Origin of the sequence: Myceligenerans xiligouense (genome assembly GCF_003814695.1) — a bacterium.
In the GTDB taxonomy this organism is placed as follows: domain Bacteria; phylum Actinomycetota; class Actinomycetes; order Actinomycetales; family Cellulomonadaceae; genus Myceligenerans; species Myceligenerans xiligouense.
Genome location: NZ_RKQZ01000001.1, coordinates 2411898 through 2431408, shown reverse-complemented (window position 1 = coordinate 2431408; position 19511 = coordinate 2411898). Strand labels below are relative to the sequence as shown.

General features: G+C 69.2%; 23 protein-coding genes. 20 read left to right on the top strand and 3 right to left on the bottom strand.

Translation table 11 applies throughout. The annotated features are described in order from the left end of the window. Positions 1-65 precede the first annotated feature (65 nt). Both EDD34_RS10525 and EDD34_RS10520 read left to right on the top strand, forming a co-directional pair. On the top strand, positions 66-1541 hold the full coding sequence (locus tag EDD34_RS10525) for an NsdA family TPR-like regulatory protein (protein ID WP_123814518.1): 1476 nt from the start codon (positions 66-68) through the stop codon (positions 1539-1541). 10 nt (positions 1542-1551) lie between these two features. Continuing rightward, positions 1552-2043: an NUDIX domain-containing protein gene (locus EDD34_RS10520; RefSeq protein WP_123814517.1), complete on the top strand. Its 492-nt coding sequence runs from the start codon at positions 1552-1554 to the stop codon at positions 2041-2043. Positions 2044-2331: 288 nt separating this feature from the next. On the opposite strand, the gene EDD34_RS10510 is transcribed toward EDD34_RS10520, so the two are convergent. Both EDD34_RS10510 and EDD34_RS10505 read right to left on the bottom strand, forming a co-directional pair. Beyond that, a complete protein-coding gene (locus EDD34_RS10510) occupies positions 2332-2679 on the bottom strand; it encodes a hypothetical protein (protein ID WP_123814516.1) in 348 nt (115 codons plus the stop codon). Positions 2680-2756: 77 nt separating this feature from the next. Further along, positions 2757-3077: a hypothetical protein gene (locus EDD34_RS10505; RefSeq protein WP_123814515.1), complete on the bottom strand. Its 321-nt coding sequence runs from the start codon at positions 3075-3077 to the stop codon at positions 2757-2759. 193 nt (positions 3078-3270) lie between these two features. Between EDD34_RS10505 and EDD34_RS10500 the strand changes: the two genes are divergently transcribed. The 6 genes from EDD34_RS10500 to EDD34_RS10475 all read left to right on the top strand — a co-directional run bounded on the left by EDD34_RS10500 (position 3271) and on the right by EDD34_RS10475 (position 8069). Beyond that, positions 3271-3567 (top strand): hypothetical protein, encoded by a 297-nt coding sequence (locus EDD34_RS10500; RefSeq protein WP_123814514.1) that lies wholly within the window; start codon positions 3271-3273, stop codon positions 3565-3567. Between the two features lie 102 nt (positions 3568-3669). Then, on the top strand, positions 3670-4542 hold the full coding sequence (locus EDD34_RS10495) for an HAD family hydrolase (RefSeq protein ID WP_170177037.1): 873 nt from the start codon (positions 3670-3672) through the stop codon (positions 4540-4542). After that, positions 4539-4940, top strand: a complete 402-nt coding sequence (locus EDD34_RS10490) for a hypothetical protein (protein WP_123814512.1) — start codon at positions 4539-4541, stop codon at positions 4938-4940. Before EDD34_RS10495 ends, EDD34_RS10490 begins: the two co-directional genes overlap by 4 nt. Then, entirely contained in the window at positions 4931-5371 is a 441-nt protein-coding gene (locus tag EDD34_RS10485; RefSeq protein ID WP_123814511.1) for a hypothetical protein, read from the top strand. The genes EDD34_RS10490 and EDD34_RS10485 overlap by 10 nt, the downstream gene beginning before the upstream one ends. Positions 5372-5424: 53 nt before the next feature. After that, positions 5425-6651 carry a cytochrome P450 family protein gene (locus tag EDD34_RS10480; protein WP_123814510.1) on the top strand — a complete coding sequence of 409 codons (1227 nt, stop codon included), beginning with the start codon at positions 5425-5427 and terminating at the stop codon, positions 6649-6651. Positions 6652-6776: 125 nt separating this feature from the next. Continuing rightward, positions 6777-8069: a cytochrome P450 family protein gene (locus EDD34_RS10475; RefSeq protein WP_123814509.1), complete on the top strand. Its 1293-nt coding sequence runs from the start codon at positions 6777-6779 to the stop codon at positions 8067-8069. Positions 8070-8120: 51 nt separating this feature from the next. On the opposite strand, the gene EDD34_RS10470 is transcribed toward EDD34_RS10475, so the two are convergent. Further along, on the bottom strand, positions 8121-8663 hold the full coding sequence (locus EDD34_RS10470) for a sugar O-acetyltransferase (protein ID WP_246012306.1): 543 nt from the start codon (positions 8661-8663) through the stop codon (positions 8121-8123). A 252-nt stretch (positions 8664-8915) separates the two neighbouring features. Here EDD34_RS10470 and EDD34_RS10465 point away from each other — a divergent pair, with 252 nt between their 5' ends. The 12 genes from EDD34_RS10465 (at position 8916) to EDD34_RS10410 (ending at position 19406) form a co-directional block, all read left to right on the top strand. After that, positions 8916-10937, top strand: coding sequence for a TY-Chap2 family putative peptide chaperone (locus EDD34_RS10465; protein ID WP_123814508.1), 2022 nt, complete (start codon positions 8916-8918; stop codon positions 10935-10937). 280 nt (positions 10938-11217) lie between these two features. After that, positions 11218-11805: a hypothetical protein gene (locus EDD34_RS10460; RefSeq protein ID WP_123814507.1), complete on the top strand. Its 588-nt coding sequence runs from the start codon at positions 11218-11220 to the stop codon at positions 11803-11805. A gap of 377 nt (positions 11806-12182) precedes the next feature. Next, a complete protein-coding gene (locus EDD34_RS10455) occupies positions 12183-12821 on the top strand; it encodes an ATP/GTP-binding protein (RefSeq protein ID WP_123814506.1) in 639 nt (212 codons plus the stop codon). Between the two features lie 88 nt (positions 12822-12909). Beyond that, positions 12910-13554, top strand: coding sequence for an SAF domain-containing protein (locus EDD34_RS10450; RefSeq protein ID WP_170177036.1), 645 nt, complete (start codon positions 12910-12912; stop codon positions 13552-13554). Between the two features lie 86 nt (positions 13555-13640). Further along, the gene (locus EDD34_RS10445; RefSeq protein WP_246012304.1) at positions 13641-14339 is read left to right on the top strand and encodes a hypothetical protein; all 699 of its coding nucleotides are present in this window, start codon (positions 13641-13643) and stop codon (positions 14337-14339) included. Further along, entirely contained in the window at positions 14336-15961 is a 1626-nt protein-coding gene (locus EDD34_RS10440; protein WP_123814503.1) for a TadA family conjugal transfer-associated ATPase, read from the top strand. Before EDD34_RS10445 ends, EDD34_RS10440 begins: the two co-directional genes overlap by 4 nt. A 1-nt stretch (position 15962) precedes the next feature. Beyond that, the gene (locus EDD34_RS10435) at positions 15963-16895 is read left to right on the top strand and encodes a type II secretion system F family protein (protein ID WP_123814502.1); all 933 of its coding nucleotides are present in this window, start codon (positions 15963-15965) and stop codon (positions 16893-16895) included. Continuing rightward, positions 16892-17797: a type II secretion system F family protein gene (locus EDD34_RS10430; protein ID WP_123814501.1), complete on the top strand. Its 906-nt coding sequence runs from the start codon at positions 16892-16894 to the stop codon at positions 17795-17797. The genes EDD34_RS10435 and EDD34_RS10430 overlap by 4 nt, the downstream gene beginning before the upstream one ends. Before the next feature lie 86 nt (positions 17798-17883). After that, positions 17884-18093, top strand: a complete 210-nt coding sequence (locus EDD34_RS10425) for a hypothetical protein (RefSeq protein ID WP_123814500.1) — start codon at positions 17884-17886, stop codon at positions 18091-18093. Between the two features lie 4 nt (positions 18094-18097). Then, complete coding sequence (locus EDD34_RS10420) at positions 18098-18538, top strand: TadE/TadG family type IV pilus assembly protein (RefSeq protein ID WP_123814499.1); 441 nt, start codon at positions 18098-18100, stop codon at positions 18536-18538. Further along, positions 18535-18981 carry a TadE/TadG family type IV pilus assembly protein gene (locus EDD34_RS10415; protein WP_123814498.1) on the top strand — a complete coding sequence of 149 codons (447 nt, stop codon included), beginning with the start codon at positions 18535-18537 and terminating at the stop codon, positions 18979-18981. Before EDD34_RS10420 ends, EDD34_RS10415 begins: the two co-directional genes overlap by 4 nt. After that, positions 18978-19406 carry a pilus assembly protein TadG-related protein gene (locus EDD34_RS10410; protein WP_123814497.1) on the top strand — a complete coding sequence of 143 codons (429 nt, stop codon included), beginning with the start codon at positions 18978-18980 and terminating at the stop codon, positions 19404-19406. The genes EDD34_RS10415 and EDD34_RS10410 overlap by 4 nt, the downstream gene beginning before the upstream one ends. Positions 19407-19511: the final 105 nt, after the last annotated feature.

Below are 19511 nucleotides of genomic sequence, written 5' to 3'. Positions count from 1 at the left end.
CAACAGGCAGGCCGGGCGAGCATCCGCGCAGTCCGGGGACGAAGCGGACAGCACGAGGGGGAGTCATGACCAACGAGCAGCTTCGTATCCGTCGAGAAACGACGCCCTCTCCGTCGGGCGATGGCCGGCCAATGACGCGTGCAGAGCTCGCTGCGGCGGTCAACCAGTACATCTGGAAGAGGACCGGCAGACAGATCACTCTCGACGTGGACACGATCAGGAGGTACGAGCGCGGGCGAATCAGCTGGCCCGGCACGGACTACCGCGAGGGACTCCGTGCTGTACTCGGGGTCTCGTCCGACGCGGAACTGGGTTTCAGTCCGACGAGGCGCGGCAGGGCCGCGGTGGCGGCTCAGCTGCCAGGCCGGGACGGAGACCTTCTGTACGGCGGCCCGGCCGACCGTGAGCTTGGAACGGTCGGCCATGACGGGCTCCTGGCGTTCACGTTGCGGTTCCCGGCTGACCTGGACGAAGCTCGAGCCGCTGCGGCCGGCCTCTGGCGGTATCAAGCACTTCGGCGTGACGTACGAGCCAAGATGCCGTTCACCGGGAACGCCACCACCGACGCCGGATGGCGATGGCTGTTTGATCCTCGCGATCACGACACCTCCCATCGTGGCGCGCGGCGCGTCACGTCGGCCGAGGTCGAAGAATTGCGTCTACGGCAGGTGCAGTTCCTTGAACTCGATCGCCGTCATGGCGGAGGCCGGTTCAGGCAACCCCTGGCGGGATGGCTGCACCGCAAGGTGGAGCCGATGCTGCATGGCACCTACGACGATCGCACCGGCCGGCACCTGTTCGCCGCTGCCGCCGAGCTGACCGGGCAGTTGGCCTTCATGAGCTACGACGCTGGTGATCACGGACTGGCTCAGCGGCAGTTCGTCCAGGCGTTGCGCCTTGCCAAGGCGGGCGACCACGCGGGATTCGGAGCGCATGTCCTGGCGAACATGTCCACCCAGGCCGTCTACCTCCAGCACCCCGGGGAGGCAGTACGGCTCGCGAGAGCGGCGGTCGACAGCGGCCGCGTCCTGCCCGTCGTGATGGCTCGCCTCCACACCGCCGAGGCTGCTGCACACGCTGCGGCCGGGGACGCCCGCGCCTGCATCGATGCGCTCACCAGAGCAGAGGACGCCATCGAGCGAGCCTCCGACATCGATGACAGGCCAGCCTGGGCCGGCTACTTCACCCGCGCGCACCTCGCCGGGACCGCGATACGCAGCCTGCGTGACCTGGGCCGCACCAAAGATGCCCTCAATTACGCGGACCAAGCCCTGGACCTGCGCGAAGACAGCGTGCGCACCAACGCCCTGCACACCGCGCTGATCGCCAGCGTCCACGCGACCGGAGCATCTACCGACCCCGAACGCGCCAGCCAGCTCGGCCACCATGCCCTCGACATCGCCGGAAACCTTCGCTCGCGCCGGGTCGCCGACCGCATCACCGATCTCGCACGCCGCCTGTCCAGCTACCGCAGTTCTTCTCCCGTGGATGGCTTCCTCGCCCGCGCCCACGACTATGTCTCGCTGTCCGCCCGTCGGTAGAGTCGCCACGATGACGTGGGTCGAGCCGGAGAAGTGGTACGCGCAACTGGCGAGCTTCCATGCGGCCGCAGCGCTCTTCCTCACCGACGACGCCGGGCGCATTCTCCTGGTCAAACCCACCTACCGTGACCACTGGGCGTTCCCCGGCGGCTACGTCGACCAGGACGAGACGCCACACACGGCCGCCGCCCGCGAACTGTCCGAAGAACTCGGCCTGGCGCTGCCCATCGGCGACCTCCTGGTCATCGACTGGGCCTCACCAGCAGGGCCACGCCCCCGGGCCCTGATTAACTTCGTCTTCGACGGCGGCCGACTCCCCGACGCGCACCACATGCGCATGGACACCGACGAGCTGGAGACCTTCGGGTTCCACGACCCCGAGTACTGCAAGCGCCTGCTCCCGGCCCGCGTCGCACCACGCATCGACGCCGCGCTCGACGCCCGGGCGAAGAACGCGACCACCTACCTCATCGACGGGGAGCCAACTCCGCCGAAGCGCTGACCGCCCAGCCAACAACGTCGTCGCTTCGCCGCTGCGCGACATCGTTGTGGCGGCACGCGTCGGGCGTCACCATCCGACATCAGCCGGAGCTGAATGAGCGGGCGCATCCTCTCGCCGAGTGCCGCACGAGTCATGGACAGGTCGCGCCCTTGTCGGACCGGCATTCCGTGGCGGGACCTGCCCTGCGAGGTGTTCGGGTCGTGGCCTGGCCCCTCGCTACGACAAGCACGCCATGACCTACAGCGCCGGAGTCGTACTGGACGCGATCATCACCTGGCTGCGGACCACCTAGGCGAGAAAGTCCGTGACCTCGTTGATCACCGCACGGTGGGCCCCGTCGACGTCCCTGAACTCGGGGCAGAAGGCGTAGATCTCTCCGTCGAGCAGGTAGTCCACGTCGGCCCATCCGCCCACCCAAACAACCATCTCAAACTCGTCGTCGAGAGCGTGCTTGCGCAGTCTGAGCCCCAGCGACTCCGGAACGATGACGTGCGAGCGATCCGACGTGTTCGGTTTTGGCCAGCCCGACCCTTCGTCACGCCAGGTCAGCGGCCCCACGAAGGCCGTGCGCTTCCACTCCTCGATGACCGGTAGCAGCCGGTCAGCGAGGACATCGAGGTCGACAAGGTGCTCCACGGGCAACATCCTGCCCTGTCAGAGATCGGGAGATATGGCTAGCGGAGTTGGGCGTCGATGAGGGTCGTCCTCGAGGCTCATCGCCACTGCTCCCACATCGCAACTGCCTCTGAGGCGGCTACCGCATCGCCCAGGCGAGTCGTCTCCGGCCACGGCGGCCGCTCCACGCGGCCTGTCCATGTCGGGTGGACCAGCGCAAATGTGCCGTCGATCAGGCTGACGATGACGTCATCCGACGGCCCGAATCGCGCTTCAACGCGCATGATCTGTCCCGCCAACTCATGGTCGGGACTCAGCTCCAGCTCGATCTCGTGAAGCACCGCCGCGAAATTGTCATCAGCGTGCGGGTCCGAACCATCACGACTCCACCACTCGTCCGAGAGCTTGAGGACAACCACGCGCCGATCATGCCATGGCAACGGTTGCGAGACATGCCATGGGGCTCCCCTCGAACGGGGGCAACAGATTGCCGCGCACCGGTGCGCTGAATGCCCTCCACGCCCGCACAAGGGCGGGCAAGAGTGGAACGCACCAATCAGGCGTGCCGCCTGACCTGACCCACGGGTGCGGGCCGCGCCGAGAGGAGGCGTCATGAGGAAGCTCAAGCAGAACTCCGAGTCGCTGGCTCGCGCTCTCGACGTCGTCGGCGAGGCACTGGCGAGGATCGGTCTGGATCGTGTCGAGGCAGTCACCGTGACGCGGAATCGGATCAGCCTGTCCCCGATCGACCTGGCCGACGGCGAGCAGATCGCGCGACTGCTGGGGTGCACGTCCGCGCTGGACAACCGCATGCTCACGCCGGGCTTCACCAACTGGTCCGGCGACGTGGCCGGGTTCGAGGTCCACGTCCGCGCACGACTGCGCCAGCCGGGCGGAGCACTCGCATGAACCGCGCCCGCCGGCATGACCCCTGAACCGGCTGTACCGGCGTCGTCCCGGACACGTCGCCGGTACAGCCCCGATCCACCGCAACCACGACTGGAGTTCGACATGCTGACCACGCCGCACGAGTCCATGCCCCGCCGCCCGGCGAAGGTGACGTTCCTCGACATCGACGGCACGCTGCTCCCAGCCGGGACCAGCACCGTACCGGACCGGACCCGGCGTGCGGTGGCCGACGTGATGGCCCGGGGGATCAAGGTCGTGCTGGCCACGGGTCGGCCGGTGCACAACGTGCTGCCCGTCGCCGAGCAGTTCGGGATGGGGCAAGGGTGTTTCTTCATCGCCTCGAACGGCGCCGTCACGGGCGTCGTCACGGGTAACCGGCGCCACCCGTACGAGCTCCTGGACCAGCGCACGTTCGACCCACGCGGCGCCTTCAGCGTGGCGATGGCCGCGCACCGAGAGGTGCGCATGGCCGTCGAGGTTCCGGGCGTCGGATGGCGGGTGAACGCGCGCTTCGCGCCCGGCCAGCTCTCGGGCGAACAGGAGCTCGTACCTCCGAAGCAGCTCTGGTCGGACGGCGAGATCACCCGGGCGATCATCCGGGCGCCGGGTGTCGCGGGCCTGGTTCCTGACCTGGTGGGCGCCGGATACACGGCGTATGCCGCGGGCCTGGATCACGTGGACATCACCCGGCGCAACGTGTCCAAGTGGACCGAGGCTGACCGGCTCCGGAGGCGTTGGAGGATCGACAGGTTCGACACGGCCGCCGCAGGGGACGGTGAGAACGATCTGCCGCTGATCCGTCAGGCGGGCTGGAGCTGCGCCATGTGGCATGCGCCCCGGCACGTTCTGGAGGCCGCGAACTATGTGGCTGGTCCGGTTTCGGAGGAAGGGGTCGTGCCCTGGCTCGACTCTCTGGTCCTTTCCAACCGGGTCGCCCGCCCGCTCCCGGTCCGCGCGGGAACGGGGGCGTCATGACCGTCTTCGACGGCGAAGACTTCGCGGCTGAAACCGGCGCCTCCACCGGCGAGAACGGCGCTGCAACATCGGACCGGTGGACACGACTGGTCGAGACGCTCTCGACCCGCGTGGACGGATGGATGCTGCGCGGAGCCGTGGTGGCCGTGCGCGTCACGCTGGCCGACACCCGCTCGACCCTGGCCTCCTGCGAGATCTGGGCCACGACCTCGCCGTCGACGGCCTGGGAACCGCGCGGGCGGATCGACGTGGTGGCCGGCTTCACCATGCCGGACCTGGAGCGCGCCGTCGTCGCGGCCGGGTTCATCTACCCCGAGACCGACGAGTCCCGCCCCAAGTGGCGCGTGGACCGCAACGACAGCAGCTACACGCTGGACGTGATGCGCCCATGCGAATGACCCGGAACGTCGCGCGTCAGGTCGGTGACCTGAACGAGCAGATCCGCCTCGGAATGAGCGGGCTCTCCGCCGACAGCAGCGCCCCGAGAATCCTCGTCCGTCACGGCCGCAGCGCCGTCCTGGACGCGTGCGAGCTGTGGGGCATGTCCGGGCGGCCTCCGAGCCTGCGCCGCCTGTGTGAGCTGCCCGCCGGGGTGGGCTTGCGGATGCTGTGGATCGAGCAGGCCGTCACGAACGCCGGCCTCGCCTTCCCCACAAGCGACCTGGGACTACGCGGACGCTGGCGCCGCATCCAGCCGCCCGGCTCCCCGACCGTCTGGTTCGAACTGGACCTGCTGCCCGTCGACCGGCCGGAAGCACCGAACCAGGAAGCCGCGGCAGACGGCGAGCTCGTCCCCCTCTGGCCGAACGGGACCACGCGAGCCGAGTGATTCCGCTGGCCAACCCTCACACGACGTCGAACGACACGGAAGGTACCCCCTCCATGACCGCTTCACCCGTCCTCGCCCTGGACCCCACCGGGCAGGATATTCACGGCGAGATCGAGCGCGCGCGTGCGCGGGGCCCGATCACCCAGGTCGTGCTGCCCGGCAGCCTCCACGCCTGGATGATCACGGACTACGCGACGATCACCAGCCTGCTGACCGACGAGCGCGTCTCCAAGGACGCCGCCCAGCACTGGGCCGACCTGCGCGCGGGAAACGTGCCGGCCGACTGGCCTCTGATGCCGTGGATCGTGAAGTCAGGCATGTTCACCGCGCACGGCCCCGAACACCGCCGACTGCGCCGTCTGGCCAACAGCGCGTTCACCCAGCACCGCACCGGCGCATTGAAACCGATGATCAAGAACATCGTCGCCACTACCGTCGACGACGTCGCCGACCGCCTCGGCCAGCCCGGCAGCCCGATCGTGGACCTGCGCGAGGCGTTCTGCTTCCCCATCCCGATCAAGACCATCGGCGCCCTGCTGGGCGTGCCGGACGACCTGCTCGCCCCGATCCGCTCCGGCGCCGACGCGCTGTTCGACACCGCGACGACACCGGAGATGCTTGCCGAACGATTCGGCGACCTAAACATGGCAGTTGCCGAACTCATCACCCGCCGACGGCACAAGCCCACCAGCGACCTGACCAGCGCGCTGATCCGCGCCAGCCACGACGGCGCGGGCTACAGCGACGAAGAACTGATCGAGACGGTGCGCGTCCTGGTGGTCGCGGGCTATGAGACGACGGTCAATCTGCTCGACCAGGCGGCCGTCGCACTACTGACCTATCCGGAGCATCTCTCCGCTGCCCGCGAGGGGCGCATCACGTGGGAGGACGTGATCGACGAGACGCTGCGCTGGCGCAGCCCCGCCGCCAACCTCCCCCTGCGCTACGCCACCGAGGACATCCTCGTCGACGGCCTCACCATCGCCGCCGGAGAGGCCATCCTCACCTCGTTCGCCGGAGCCGGCCGGGACCCGCTCGTGCACGAGAACCCGCACGTGTTCGACCCGACCCGGACCTCCAGGCGGGAGCATCTCGGGTTCGGATTCGGGGCACACCGCTGCCTCGGCGCACCCCTGGCCGTCCTGGAAGCCGCGCTCGCGCTGCCCGCCCTCTTCGACAGGTTCCCGAACCTGACGCTGGCCCAACCCGCTGACCAGCTCCGCGCGAACCCCGGCTTCATCACCGACGGGCACGCCCGCGTCCCCGTCCGCCTCGGCTGACCGCTCCCCCACGCCCCCTCGAAGATCCGCACCCCCCAACCGCCTGCCCGGGCACTCCTGCCGAGTGCCTGGGCGGGTACCGCCTGCCCGCAACCCACCGATCGACCTTGCGAGGACGACGACTCGTGCACGCTACTCCCCGGACGGACGTCCGCCTGGACGACCTGACCGGACTCACACCCTTGGCCGCCACCACCACCTCGCACGACCTCCGCCCGATCTACGCCACCGTGCGCGAGGCGTGGGGGCCGGTCGCACCGGTCGAACTGTCCGACGGCGTCCCCGCGTGGCTGGTCCTGGACTACGCCGACGTCGTACGGGTCCTGCGCGAGCCGGCGACATTCTCACGCGACGTCGCCCATTGGCGCGCATTCGGTGACGGCCGCGTCCGGCTAGGGACGGGCCTGCATGCGTTCTTCTCCCCGCGCTCCAACGCCTACTACACCGACGGCGACCAGAACATCAGGCTGCGGGCGGTGGTCGACGACGCGTTCGAGTGCGTCGACGAAAAACTCCTGGCTCGCGAGGTCCGGCGCGCATGCGATCGAATACTTGATCACATCGCCCCGCACGGCACCGCCGACCTGGTGCCCAGCTATACCGCCCTCGTGCCGAGCCTGGCCGTCGCCGCGATGTATGGGCTCGGCCCCGACCTCGCGGCGGACATGCTCATCTGGGCCAGCGACATCTTCTCGAACACCGAACGCGCAGTGCCCGCGTTCCTCGCGCTCAACACCATGCTGCAGGCCGAGATAGACCGCCGAAGGGTCCACCCCACGAGTGACGTGCTGTCCGCGCTCGTGCACCACCCCGCCCGCCTGAACTCGACCGAACTGCTCGACACCGCGCAGATGATCCAGTCCGCCGGGCACGAGATGTCGGTCGCCTGGACCACCACGACACTGGCCCACCTACTCGCCGACGCGGCCTTCGCCGGACGCGTGGCCGGCGGCCGCCTCGGCATCGACGAAGCGCTCAGCACGGTCCTGGTCCATGCCTCACCCACCTGGAACACGCCGTGCCGGTTCGCTACTGCAGACACCGAGGTCGCCGGGCGCGCCATCCACCGCGGTGACGCGGTCGTGACCGCCGTCGCCGAAGCCACCCTGGCCGTGCATCGCGACGCTGACCAGATCTGGAGCGCCGACAGCCGCGCACACCTCGCATTCGGCGCCGGACCACACCACTGTCCCGCCAACCGCCTGGCCCGCATCATCGTCAAGGTCGCCGTCGAACAGGCCATCGTCCGCCTCCCGGGCCTACGGCTCACCATCCCCGCCGCCGAACTCGGCTACGGCCCCTCCCTCTGGTCACGATCCGCGCCCACGCTCCCAGTCACGTTCCAACCCACGCACCTGGCGGCGAACCCCGACCTCCCCCTCCCCGGTGCGCTCTCCGCTACGGCCACAGAACCATGATCAACGGCAAAGGAGCGGTGTGAGCCAGACAACCCAGGACGACGAAGCACGTCACCACCTACGCCGCACCGTGGCCTTGGTGCCCGTCACGAGGCTCTGCGCCGGGACGTCGTCGGACACGATCGCTCCGGCCGCGATCACCGAGTCGCGCCCGATGCTCACGCCCGGCAGGATCGTCGCTCCCGCGCCGATCCAGACGTTCTCCGCGACGTCGATGGGCCCGCCGGTCAGCCGGACCTTGCGGTCGTCCGTGTCGACCGGGTGGCCGACGGTGATGAACGTGACCTTCGGTGCGACCATGACGCGCTCCGCCAGCCGGATGCCGGCGAAGTCCAGGAAAGTGCAGCCCTGGTTGACGAACACCCGCTCGCCGAGATCGAGGTTGAGGCCGTGATCCGTGTAGAAGGGCGGATAGATCGTGACGCGCGGAGGCAGCGGCCGGCCCAGGATCTTCTCGAAGAGGGCCGCCTTCCCGGCGTCGTCGTCGAACGGGAGGACGTTGAGGCGTGAGGTCAGTTCGGTGGCTCGCAGGACCCTCTCGGACATGGCCTGGAACTCGGGGCTGTGGATCCGCATGAGGAAGTCGCTGGGCACCCCGTCATCGTCCCCTACCTCGGCAGATGTCGAACGCAACCGTCGAAACAGATCGGCGCCGCGGACAAGCGCGGGTCATGACGGGTGCGTCAGCCCAGCCTGTCTCCACAGGTCGACGACGTGGCCGACGACGCCCGCTACGGGCCGCGACTGGCGGCCCGTCGGATAGAGCTCTCTCCCGGAGACCCTGCGGTGGACAGCGCACCGCTCTATGGTCGTAGGTGGTTGTTCCGTGACCGACGGAGGTGAGCGGTGACTGAAATACAGCAATGGTGGGCCGAGGCCGCCTCGTGGATGGTTGCCAGCGAACTTGTCCGTCGCCACCCAGAAATGCGGATCATCCAGGTCCACCCCAGCGGAGGCCAGTCGGACCGGCTCTGGATCGGTCAGTGGCGCACAAAGAGCCCGGAATCCGATTTCGAGCCTTTCTGGTCACTCAACCGGTCACCGGGCGGCGCGATTCACGCGAGGGATCCTGCAAGAGGCTTGGTTACCTTCTCCGCAACACCGTGGCTCGACATGCTCCAGGCAGATGGCCCCAACCTGTTCGTCGACGCTCTCGAGCGTGCAGCAGGCAACGTGTGCGGTCCGCACCGCCAGGATCCCTCGCCACGAACGCTGACCTACGCTCTGATCAGTCACCTGATGGCCTCAGCCCTCTTCGACGAGCGTTCGGTCAGGTGTCGCAGCATGTTTGTCGACACCTCAGGCTACGGCGGTGGCCTCGACGTGCCCGACGGCTTCATGGGACGCCTGCCCGACCTGGGCGAGGTCGAGGACCGCGTGCCGCATGTCGTGTACGGCTACTGGGTGCTGGAACGAGGTGGCGAAACAGTCGCCGTCGTACGCGACACGGGCTATGTCTGGCTCCGGTCCGGGCAGATCGACATCGCGGCAGAGTACAGCAGGCGCTATCGGATCGAGGACGTGGCGGCGGCGCTGATCAGTGAGCAGCCTCCGGACGACGGTCTTGAAGTGACGGATGAACGCCGGCAGGCATTCGCGGAACGGCTGACGTGGTCCCCAGGGGATCTCGAGATAACCCCACCGCCCAATCGGACAGAGGTCGACGGCCGACGGACCGGCACGGAGTTGGAAACCTCTACCGAGTTAGGACAATCGCCGCCCGCTGAGGAACGATTCATAGCCACGACGATCGACCGAACCCACGCGACTGCTCGCAGCCTTGTCACGGACCTGGCCGCCCTGGCCGAGCAACTCCGCGCTGAGCCGCTTGCGGCGATCATGTACGGCAGTCTTGAGCTCTTCCACAGCAACCTGCTCGCATGGTTCTTCGAGCAGTTTCCCCAGGCGGCTGACCACGTCTTCACTGTGGATCTCCCCGCCGGGCGCCAGACCGTCCGCGAAGTTAAACGCGAGCACAAGGACCTCGACCTGATCATGACATTCCCCGGGCGGGAACGACTGGTCGTCGAGAACAAGGTCTTCTCCATCCCGAGCGCCGAACAACTGAGGCGGTACCGACGCGATGTCCTAGACCGCTGGGGAGCGCTGGGCCTCGGCTCGTCCACTGCCAGGTTGCTCAGCGCCTACAAGCCGGGGTGGATCGACACGCTGGAGGGCTGGTCCTACCTCGGCTACGACGAACTCGCCGTGCGCATCGAGCAGGTGATGAGCGGGGTACCGGCGACCTACGAGGTCGAGACGATGCGCCGGTACGCCCGGATCGCACGAATCCTGCCGCAGTTTGCGCGGACCGTAGCGATGGAGAACCTGGACGAGCTGGTCGAGCCTGCAGCAGAACTTGACGAGGTCCTAGGTGACGCCAAGCTTGCGATGCGGCTACGGAAGTTCCGCTTCCAATCGATCGCCGAGGCCGTCGGTGCGGAAGTTGCCGACCTGAGCGGCACCGTCACGACTGGCTTCTCCAATGGGGCACCGCTGGTCGAATGGTTCCACCGGCAACCCGTGATACCAGGCGAGCCAAGCTGGGATGTCGGCTGGCAGCTCCAGAACAGCCAGTTCCGACGAGCGATCCGCTCACCCAAGAACCCAGGAGAAGACAGCAGAACTTCACTGGCCTTCGCGGCCCAGCACGAAGAATGGTTCGACTTCAGCCCCATCGATGGCGTCCTTGGCACGGTCGGCAAGCCGCTCCGACCCAAGGCCCCGGCGGGCGGCGGATCACGTGGGTTCAACAGGTACGGTTCGAATTTTATCTACCGTTCCAAGAAGGCCGTCGGATTGACATGCCGCCAGCTCGTCGACGTGACACGAGTGATCGCCCAGCAACTACTACCGAGCACCGACTAGGGCGTAGGTAGCGCGGTTCTGATCAGCGTAGATAGTCCGATGCGATCCCGGGCACGCCGAACCGAATGCGATTTTCCCGCGGCCACTCATGCCAAGGTGAAGCCATCCGAAGCCAGACGCGGCTATTCGAGGCGCAAGCCACTGGGCCGACACTCCGGATCAAGATGAGTTGTCAGATGAAGCCGATTCAGTGCACCCTTGAAGCGGTACCCGCGTCACACGGCGTGGACACCATCCTTCGTGAGCCACATGGCCGCGTCAGGGGGCGAAGGAGTTCACCATGGGGATCGAGCGACGCCTCGTCACAGTAGCGACCGTCGTGCTGCTCGCCGCAGCCGGCTGCACCAGCAATGCGAACCCTGCCCCCACCCCGACGCCTGCCACGTCGTCGCCAGCGCTCCCTCCGAGCCCGACGAAAGACTCCGAGCGAGCCGCCGCTGACGTCGAAGCCATAGTCCGCGAGTACTACCAGGTCTCCGACTCCGTCGCGAAGGCCCCGGCGGACGTCGCGCCGCTTGATGCTGTGGCCGCGGATCCTGCGCTGTCGCGGAGCAAGGCCGAGTTCGAGCAGTGGGCTGCCGAGGGCTGGTACCAGACCGGTGACCTCACGGTGGCGGAGCTCGTCGTGCAGTCCGTTTCCCTCGGATCCTCCGACGATGAGGCCACCGCTCAGGTGGACGTCTGCTACGACGTCACTGGTCTCGACATCGTGGACGCCGACGGTACGTCCCAGGTTGCTGCTAACCGTCCCGACCGCCGCTGGGAGCGGCTGACCGTGACCAGCATCGACAATGCCACCGACGCGGAGACTGCCTGGCGCGTCTCCGACCAGAAGACGCTGGAGCAGGAGCCATGCGCCGCGTCGTGACGCGCGGGCTTCCCGCCGCCCTTGCCCTGGCGGGGCTTCTCGGGCTGCCCTTGGCAGCGACCGCGTCCACGCCAACCGACCCTCCCGGCGTCGAGGTCGGTGGCGACTGCCAGTGGCACAGCCCGCGTTCGGGGCTATGCAACGTCCATGTCTCGGTCCCAGGTGGGTCCGGAACCGACAACGTGGCCGACGGCTCAGATTCGGGTTCGAACTCCACCAGCACCGGCTCATCGAGTGATGCGTCCGACGACGATCGACCGCCTCGTCAGAACGACGAGGGCAGACCGGCCTGCGTCAACGACGACGTCCCCATCCCGTGTACTTCCGACGACGGCTATTGGCGCAACGACCTCGGCTGCTACGTCAGTCCGACGCCGATGGACCCTCAGCCTGGCGGAGACCGGTCCGGCCGCGACCCCTTCACGGGTGAAGATCTCGGCGACGAGGGTGCGTACTACGAATGCTTCGCCCCGGACGGCGGCGGGGCCGGGACGGTCTGGCTCGACGAGCCGCCTGCGCAGGCTCCTCCTCCGCCGACGCCCGGTGAGGTCGCGCGGCAGGCGGTCGCCCAGATGAATCTGGCGGCAATCAGGATCGGGATCGCCCCCACGCCGCCCGCCACGGCCGTCGTCGGCGTACCGGTCTGGCTGTGGGTCGCTGACCCGGACACGACGACGTTCGGCCCGACGACCGCGAGCGCGACCGTCCGCGGCGTCACGGTGACGGCGACGGCTCGCGTCGACCAGGTCCGTTGGGGCCTCGGTGACGGCACCACGCTCTCGTGCGGCGTCGGCACACCGTACGTCCCCGAATACGGCGGCGCGCCGTCGCCGGACTGCGGGCACATCTTCACGCGCGAGTCGGGCTCGGAGCCGGGCGGCGCGTACACGGTCACGGCCACCACGACCTGGGTCGTGGAGTGGGCGGGGGCCGGTCAGACCGGGACGATCACGGTGGACCCGCTGGTGGCCCAGACGCGGATCGTCGTCGCTGAAGGACAGGTGCTCGTGAGCTGACGGGCATGCGGGGAGGCGAGGAACCATGTCGACAACGACCCCGAAGAAGACGGATACCGGCCAAGAAGTATCCGCCCCGCCTCTCGCTGTGTCGCCGCCCAAGGTTCGGCGGCGTGCATGGGCGACGATCGTCGGGGCCGGCGCACTGGTGGTCGGGGCGCTGATCGGCCTGTTCGTGTGGATGGCGGCGTCTACGACGCAGCAGGTCCTGGTCGCGGCGACGGACCTCGACAAGTACCACGTGATCACGGTCGGCGACCTGCGCGTCGTGCCCGTCACCCTGGACGCCTCGGTCGCGTCGGTCTCCAGCACGGAGGCTGCCACGCTCATCGGGCAACGGCTGGCCTCGGCCGTCCCGGAGGGCTCGGTCCTTGCCCCTGCGGACGTCTCGAAGGAGCAGTTCCCACCCTCGGGCCGGACGGTCGTCCAGGTCGCCTTCAACGCCCAGCAGGCCGCGGGCGTGACCTTCCAGCCGGGTGACGACGTGCGCGTCGTGGTCGCTCCGCCGACGGCGACCGACGCGGAGCCGACGTTCTCCGCCGGTGAGATCGCCGCCGTGCACACCAGCACCAGCGGCGCGGTCGTGGACGTGCTGGTCCCCCATGCCGATGCGGTCGACCTGTCGGTGGCCATCGCGAACGGACGGGCGTCGATCGTGCACGACGCGGGCCCAGTGCTCTCAAGCGACGATACGGACCCGCGCGGCCCGGCGGACAAGGGCGGTGAGGACTGATGGCCGTCGTGGCACTCTGCTCAGCCTCAGGAGCCCCCGGCGTTTCGACGACCTGCTTGGGCTTGGCTCTGGTCTGGCCTCGCCCGGTGCTCCTGGTGGAGGCCGACCCACGTGGTACGCAGGCGCTCATGACGGGCTGGTTCCAGGGAGCCCGTCCGTACGACGCCGGGCTTGTCGAGCTCGCGTTGTCGACCCTGGCCACGATGGACGCGTTGCGTGACGTCGCCCGCCGGATCGATGGGACTGACGTCCGGTTCGTGGCAGGGCTCAGATCCCATGCCCAGGCCCCGGTGCTGCGCGGTGTCTGGGAACCGCTCGCGGAAGCACTCGCCGAGCTCGACGCGACCGGCACGGATGTCCTGGTGGACGCCGGAGCACTCGGCTACCCGGGCTCGCCCGCCCCGCTGCTCGCGTCGGCGGACCTCACTCTCCTGGCAGTCCGGTCGGACCTTCCGGCCTTGGGCGGGGCTCGGGCATGGGCCAAGGAGGTCGGTGAGGACAGTCTGTGGCGGCAGGCAGGCGTCGCCGTCGTCGGCCCCGGCCTCCCCTACACGACCAGGGAGGTCTCCGAAGCACTCGGCCTGCCCGTGGTCACCCACGTGGCCTGGGACCCGGACGGCGCGTCCGTCTACCACCAGGGCGCCACGTCGCCGCGCCGGTTCGAGGCATCCGCGTACCTGCGGTCGCTGCGCGCGGCCGCGTCAACGATCACGGCCGCCGTCGGGCGGCTGCGCCTCGCCAATGGCGGTGACAGCTCTCGCCCGGACCTGGAGGCGATCGCATGACGACCCCGCCCAGCGCCGCCCCCACCTCGGCGGCCGACGACGAGACCAAGCCCCCGCCCGCCGCGCTCCCGGTCTTCACCGACCCGGTGCCCGCACCGCCAGCGACGACCCCGCGGCCTGAATCGGCAAACCCGTGGACGGTCACCGCAGCGCCGGTCAGCCAGTCGGCCAGCGGTGGTGAATCCGATGGCCCGACGCCGACGGACCTGCCGGGCGGCTGGGAATCCTTCGACCGACGCACGAGCGCGAACCAGCCGACTGCCCCGCCCTTCGGCCGCGCCCAGCGATCGGGTACGGTCCGCTACGCCCCGGACGTGGACTGGGACCTCGTCGCGACGATCCAGGGGCAGGTCTCCGAGCAGTTGTCTCGCGCGGTGGCGGACAACCGCGACCTGTCGCGCCAGGATCAGGAGCAGCTGGCGCACTTCCACACGGTGGACCTGATCGACCAGACGATGGCGCAGTGGGCGAACGTCGGCCGCACCACCCTCACCGGCCCGCAACGGGCGGAGCTCGCCCGTGCGGTGTCCGACGCCCTGTTCCGGCTGGGGCGGCTGCAGCCGCTGATCGAGGACGACCGTGTCGAGAACATCAACATCAACGGGTGCGACGACGTCGAGCTGGAGCTCACCGACGGGAGGGTGATCGAGGGCCCGCCGGTCGCGGACTCCGACCAGCAGCTGATCGACTACCTCGTGTTCCTCGCCTCCCGCTCCGAGGTCAACGCCAGGACGTTCTCCGAAGCGCAGCCGTCCCTGCACCTGCGCCTGGACGACGGCTCCCGCCTTGCGGCAGTCGCCTGGGTCTCGCCGCGCCCGCAAGTCACGATCCGCCGCCACCGCCTCGTGCGCGTCACCCTGCCCGACCTCGTCGAGGGCGGTCTGTTCGACGACCCGACCGCCGCGACACTGCTGGCGGCCGCGGTCCGGGCGAAGCTGTCCGTCCTGGTCACCGGCGCCCCGGGCGCCGGGAAGACGACCCTGCTGCGGGCGCTGGCGAACGAGATCCCGCCGCGCGAGCGGATCGCGACGGTGGAGTCGGAGTACGAGCTGCACTTGCACCAGTACCGAGCTCGCACCTGGGCATGGGAGGCGCGCCCCGGTACGGGCGAGGTCGGCGTCGACGGGCGGCAGGCGGGCGAGTACAGCCTGATGCAGGCGGTGTGGGACGTGGTGCGGTTCAACGTCTCCCGGGTGCTCGTGGGCGAGGTGCGCGGCCGGGAGATCGTCCCGTTGATCCAGGTGACCGAGAACGGCACCGGCACCCTCGCCACCACCCACTCCCGCGACGCGGCAGCCGCGATCCGCAAGCTCGTCACCTGCGCCATGCAGGAAGGCCCGCAGTGGGACGCGACACTCGCGACGGCGAAGCTCGCCGAGTCCATCGACCTCGTCGTCCACCTCGAACTGACCGGATCCGACGACGGGCGTCCGCGGCGTCGCGTCTCGGAGATCGTGGCAATCGAACCCGGCGACTCCATCGGATCGTTCGCCACCACCCAGGTGTACTCCACCGACGACCACGGTGGCCTCGTGCCCGGCGTCCTGCCGGACCGCCTGCGGGCGCTCTTGCGGCACGGCTTCGACCTGACGGCCTACACCTCCCGCCAGGAGGTGAACTGAGATGCCTGTGTTTCAGGTCGGTCCGGCCCTCGGTTCGACGGTCGCCGGCACTCTGATCACCTTCGGTGCGTTCGCGCTGGTGGCAGGGTGGCGCGGTTGGGCGCTCCTGCCTGATGCGGTTTCCCCGGCCGCCCGACGTCGCCTGGCACGGTTCGCTCGCATCACACGCCGCACGTGGACCCTGCTCGGGCTCGGCGTGCTCACGGGGCTGGTGGTGTGGGCGATCTGGAAGTGGCCCGTCGCGGTCATCGCGGTCCCGGCGGCCGTCGTCGGACTTCCGGCTCTACTGTCCAATCGTGGGCAGGTCGACGCCATCGCCCGCCTCGAAGCCCTCGAGGAGTGGACGCGGTCCCTGGCCGGCGTCCTCACGATCGGCCAAGGGCTCGAACAAGCCCTGACCGTCGCGCAACGCTCCGCACCTCCTGCGATCGCCGAGCCGGTCGACCGCCTCGTCTCCCGGCTGACAGCTCGCTGGGACACCGAAACCGCACTGCGGGCCTTCGCCGACGACCTGGACGACGCCACCTCCGACCACATGACCATCTACCTCCTGCAGGCCGCCCAACGCCGCGGAACCGGTCTGGCGAAAGTCCTCGACGAGCTCGCCACGACGGTCGCCGCCGAGGTCCGTGCCCGACGGCAGATCGAGGCAGACCGTGCCCGCCCCCGTGCCACGGCGCGCTGGGTCACGATCATCTCGGCGACCGTGCTCGGCTTCATGGCGTTCACGGGCGACTACATCGCCCCGTACCAAACGCCGCTCGGTCAGGTGCTCCTCGTCGTGCTCGTCGGGGCCTACCTCGCGGCGTTGGTGTGGATGAAGCGCATCGCGGCGGGCAAGCCCCGGCCTCGCTCCTTGGGCGAGCAGGTGCGTCGTGAGGCTGCCCGCCAGCACGCCACCGCTCTCGCGGGAACGCCCGGAGGTGCGCCATGACCGCGCTGATCGGCTCGATCGTGGCCGGGGCGCTGATCGTCTACGGGATCGTGACTCTCGCGATCACGTGGCTCGTCCCCGCGCGGGTGGACGCCGCCAAGAGCCTGGCCGCGCTCGCCCCGCCGAAGTCCGTGATCCGGCGCGCAGAGGCAACCGGGGCGCCGTCGGACTTCGTCGAACGGGTGGGCCTGTGGGGGCAGCGAGTCCTGCCCGACGACGCCTGGATCCGTACCCCGTACCGCGAGCTCGCCCTCCTGCGGATCCCCGTCGCGCGCTTCTACGGCGACAAGCTCGTGCAGGCCGCCTGCGGGCTCCTGCTCGCGCCGATCGGAGCCTGGGTCCTGGGCATGGTCGGCCTCCGCCTGCCGCCGCTGATCGTCGTGCTCGCGGCGCTGGCGTTCGCCGTGGTGCTGTTCTTCGGCCCGAACTACTCCGTCCTCGCGATGGCGAAGGAGGCCCGCAGCGACTTCCGGCGCGAGCTGACCTCGTGGGTCGATGCCGTCGCGATCGAGCGCGCCTCTGGCTCCGGCGTGCGACAGGCCATGGAGCACGCCGCGGTCCTCGGCGACCACTGGGTCTGGAAGCGGCTGGATGAGGAGCTACGCCGCTCACGATGGTCCGGGGTCCCGCCCTGGGACGCGCTCAAAGACCTCGCTGACGAACTCCTGCTGCCCGAGCTGACCGACGTCGCCGACATCCTGCGCCTCGCCGGCGAGGAAGGCACCGCAGCCTGGGGCTCCCTGCGCGCCCGCACGTCCTCGCTGCGGGCCGCGATCTTGTCCGACGAAGTGACCCGCGCCAACGCGGACAACGAACGCATGTCGATCCCTGCCGCGCTCCTCGGCGTCGTGTTCGTGACGCTCCTCGTCACGCCCGCCGTGCTGCGGATCTTCCTGACCTGACCAATCGACCCACCGGAAGGAGGACCACGTCATCTCCCCAGATCTGGCGAACCGCGGTTCGCCAGCGCACGAAAGGAAACACCCTCATGATGCACCTGTGGACCACCCTCCTGGTGGCATACACGACGGTCCAAGACCGGTACCGCGCACACTCGCGCGAGAACAACGAGGCCGGCTACACGACCGAGACCGTCGTGTTCACCGTCGCACTCCTGGTGCTCGCGGGGATCGTCATCGCCGCGATCACCGCGTTCGTCAACGGTGAGATCACCAAGATCGTCAGCCCCAACGGGTGACGTCATGCAGCGCCAGGCAGACCACGCGCGGACCGCGTCCGGGAACGTCAGGAACCGCCGCAGGCGGCACGACGACGGCTCGGTCTCCACCGAGCTGGTCATCGTGCTGCCCGCGGTGATCGCGCTGACGTTCCTCGGCATTCAGGCCGGGGTCCTGTTCCATGCCCGGCAGGTCGTGCTCGCCGCCGCGAACCAGGGCGCGCTGGCAGCGGCGAGCGAGTACGGGACGGCAGCCGACGGCCAAGCCGGCGCCGAGGCGTTCCTCGCCCAGACCGGCGACAGCGCACTGTCGTCCTGGACCGTGAGCGCGGACCGGTCCGACGAGCAGGTGGTCATCCGGATCGTCGCGGAACCGTACTCGGCGATCCCCTTCTGGTCCGTTTCGGTCTCGGGGCAAGCCTCCATGCCCACCGAGCGGATCGTGCCGGTCGGGGCAGCGCCTTGAGCCGGCGGGCGTGGTGGTCCCGGCGGGACGGGGATGCGGAGGAAGGGTCCGCGAGTATCGAGGTGGCCGTCGGGGCGCCCGCGTTCGCGCTGCTGCTTGCCCTCGTCCTGCTAGCGGGCCGGGTCGTGCTGTCGCAGCAGGCGGTGGAGACAGCCGCCTGGGACGCAGCCCGGTCGGCGTCCATCACGCGGAGCGACGACGTCACGGCCCGGGCCCAGGAGGTCGCGGCGGCGAGCCTCGCGAACCAAGAGCTGAACTGCGCAGGCACCGACGTTGTCGTGGACCTCTCCGGGTACGCGACGGAGCCCGGAGCGCCGTCCGCCATCACCGTGACCGTCTCCTGCTCGGTCAAGCTCTGGGACCTCGGACTCGCCGGAGCACCGACCAAGACCGTGAGCAGTACCGCAACGTCTCCCACCGACACCTGGAGGTCGGCCCCATGAGCACGTCCAGAACCGGCCCCGATGAGGAGGGATCAGTCACTGCATGGTTCGCGACGGTCTCGTTCGCGCTCGTCGTCATCGTCGGCCTGGTGCTCGACGGCGGCGCCCAGCTCCACGCACAGGAGCGCGCCTACTCGATCGCCGCCCAAGCCGCACGAACCGGCGGGCAACAACTCGACGCCGGCGCCGTCCTCGCCGGTGAAGGCTTCGCCGTCGACCCCAGACACGCCACGACGGCAGCCCAGCAATACCTCGCCGACGTCGGGGTCGACGGGACGGCATGGGTCGACGGCGACAGGGTCCACGTCGCCGTCAACGACTCGTATACTCCGACGCTCCTCGGGATGCTCGGCCTCGGCCCGTTCCCCGTCGACGCCACCGCCTCGGCCCGGCTGATCCGCGTCGTCGGAGGAGTCGAGACATGAGCGTTACGACTTGGCAACCCGCCACACCAGGCGATGGCACTGCGCGGCGGCGACCGTGCACCTTCACGACGGGAGCCCGATCATGACGACCCGGAACACACGCTC

Bases quoted from the DNA above. Each gene is read 5' to 3' on its own strand.
- EDD34_RS10520 (WP_123814517.1), top strand. From the start codon at position 1,552: ATGACGTGGGTCGAGCCGGAGAAGTGGTACGCGCAACTGGCGAGCTTC.
- EDD34_RS10410 (WP_123814497.1), top strand. From the start codon at position 18,978: ATGAGCACGTCCAGAACCGGCCCCGATGAGGAGGGATCAGTCACTGCA.
- EDD34_RS10425 (WP_123814500.1), top strand. From the start codon at position 17,884: ATGATGCACCTGTGGACCACCCTCCTGGTGGCATACACGACGGTCCAA.
- EDD34_RS10495 (WP_170177037.1), top strand. From the start codon at position 3,670: ATGCTGACCACGCCGCACGAGTCCATGCCCCGCCGCCCGGCGAAGGTG.
- EDD34_RS10525 (WP_123814518.1), top strand. From the start codon at position 66: ATGACCAACGAGCAGCTTCGTATCCGTCGAGAAACGACGCCCTCTCCG.
- EDD34_RS10455 (WP_123814506.1), top strand. From the start codon at position 12,183: ATGGACCCTCAGCCTGGCGGAGACCGGTCCGGCCGCGACCCCTTCACG.
- EDD34_RS10485 (WP_123814511.1), top strand. From the start codon at position 4,931: ATGCGAATGACCCGGAACGTCGCGCGTCAGGTCGGTGACCTGAACGAG.
- EDD34_RS10435 (WP_123814502.1), top strand. From the start codon at position 15,963: ATGCCTGTGTTTCAGGTCGGTCCGGCCCTCGGTTCGACGGTCGCCGGC.
- EDD34_RS10440 (WP_123814503.1), top strand. From the start codon at position 14,336: ATGACGACCCCGCCCAGCGCCGCCCCCACCTCGGCGGCCGACGACGAG.
- EDD34_RS10430 (WP_123814501.1), top strand. From the start codon at position 16,892: ATGACCGCGCTGATCGGCTCGATCGTGGCCGGGGCGCTGATCGTCTAC.
- EDD34_RS10420 (WP_123814499.1), top strand. From the start codon at position 18,098: ATGCAGCGCCAGGCAGACCACGCGCGGACCGCGTCCGGGAACGTCAGG.
- EDD34_RS10500 (WP_123814514.1), top strand. From the start codon at position 3,271: ATGAGGAAGCTCAAGCAGAACTCCGAGTCGCTGGCTCGCGCTCTCGAC.
- EDD34_RS10460 (WP_123814507.1), top strand. From the start codon at position 11,218: ATGGGGATCGAGCGACGCCTCGTCACAGTAGCGACCGTCGTGCTGCTC.
- EDD34_RS10490 (WP_123814512.1), top strand. From the start codon at position 4,539: ATGACCGTCTTCGACGGCGAAGACTTCGCGGCTGAAACCGGCGCCTCC.
- EDD34_RS10480 (WP_123814510.1), top strand. From the start codon at position 5,425: ATGACCGCTTCACCCGTCCTCGCCCTGGACCCCACCGGGCAGGATATT.